This is a genomic window from Sphingomonas fucosidasi (genome assembly GCF_036663855.1).
In the GTDB taxonomy this organism is placed as follows: Bacteria; Pseudomonadota; Alphaproteobacteria; order Sphingomonadales; family Sphingomonadaceae; genus Sphingomonas; species Sphingomonas faeni_B.
Window position 1 is genome coordinate 1 of record NZ_JAXOJR010000028.1, and the last position, 1,059, is coordinate 1,059.

The following is a 1,059-nucleotide window of genomic DNA, read 5'->3' on the forward strand; positions in this document are numbered from 1 at the left end:
ATGGCGCCGGCGCGATCGAGCTGAGCCGTCGCACTGCCCCGATCGATCCGGCGATGCCCAACATCCAGGCGATCGGCGAGCTGCTCTACACCCGCTATCTGTTCATCTTCGAAGGCGCCGGGCTCGTCCTGCTCGTCGCCATGATCGGCGCGATCGTGCTGACGCACCGCGAGCGTGGCGGCACCCGCCCGCAGAACATCAATCGCCAGGTCTCGCGCCGTCCGCAGGATGCCACGCGCAATACCCAGCCCGGTATCGGCCAGGGGATCGAACTGTGATCGGCCTCACCCATTATCTCGTCGTCGCGGCGATCCTGTTCGCGCTCGGCGTGCTCGGCATCGTCGTGAACCGAAAGAACCTCATCGTCATGCTGATGGCGGTCGAGCTGATCCTGCTCGCGGTGAACCTGAACCTCGTCGCTTTCTCGGCCTATCTGCACGATCTGGTCGGGCAGGTGTTCGCCATGTTCGTGCTGACCGTCGCCGCCGGCGAGGCCGCGATCGGCCTTGCCATCCTCGTTATCTATTTCCGCGGACGCGGCACGATCTCGGTCGACGACGTCAACCGGATGAAGGGGTAATTCGTTGATCCTCCTCATCGTCTTCCTGCCGCTGCTCGCGGCGATCGTCGCAGGCCTGGGCAACCGGGCACTCGGCAACACCGTCGCCAAGGTGCTGACCACGGGCGCGCGGTTCGTATCGTGCGCGCTGAGCTGGCCGATCTTCATCAGCTATCTCGTCGGCGGCGAAGGCGTCACCGTCGCGCCCGTGCTGGATTTTATCCACTCCGGCACTCTCGATGTCGCCTGGGAGCTCCGCGTCGATGCGCTGACCGCGGTCATGCTGGTGGTCATCACCAGCGTCTCGGCGCTCGTCCACCTGTATAGCTGGGGCTATATGGCGGAGGACCCGGATCAGCCGCGCTTCTTCGCCTATCTGTCGCTCTTCACCTTCGCCATGCTGATGCTGGTGACCGCGAACAACCTGGTCCAGATGTTCTTCGGCTGGGAAGGCGTCGGTCTCGCATCGTATCTGCTGATCGGTTTCTGGTTCAAGAAGC

Annotated in this window: 3 protein-coding genes; all 3 read left to right on the forward strand. The window is 63.8% G+C overall.

The features are described 5' to 3' along the window. A partial coding sequence (locus tag U1737_RS20600; protein ID WP_332798088.1) for an NADH-quinone oxidoreductase subunit J occupies positions 1–278 on the forward strand: 278 nt, incomplete at its 5' end. Then, on the forward strand, positions 275–580 hold the full coding sequence (gene nuoK, locus U1737_RS20605; protein ID WP_332716817.1) for an NADH-quinone oxidoreductase subunit NuoK: 306 nt from the start codon (positions 275–277) through the stop codon (positions 578–580). The genes U1737_RS20600 and nuoK, both read left to right, overlap by 4 nt. Positions 581–584: 4 nt before the next feature. Further along, a partial coding sequence (locus U1737_RS20610; RefSeq protein WP_332798089.1) for a proton-conducting transporter transmembrane domain-containing protein occupies positions 585–1,059 on the forward strand: 475 nt, incomplete at its 3' end.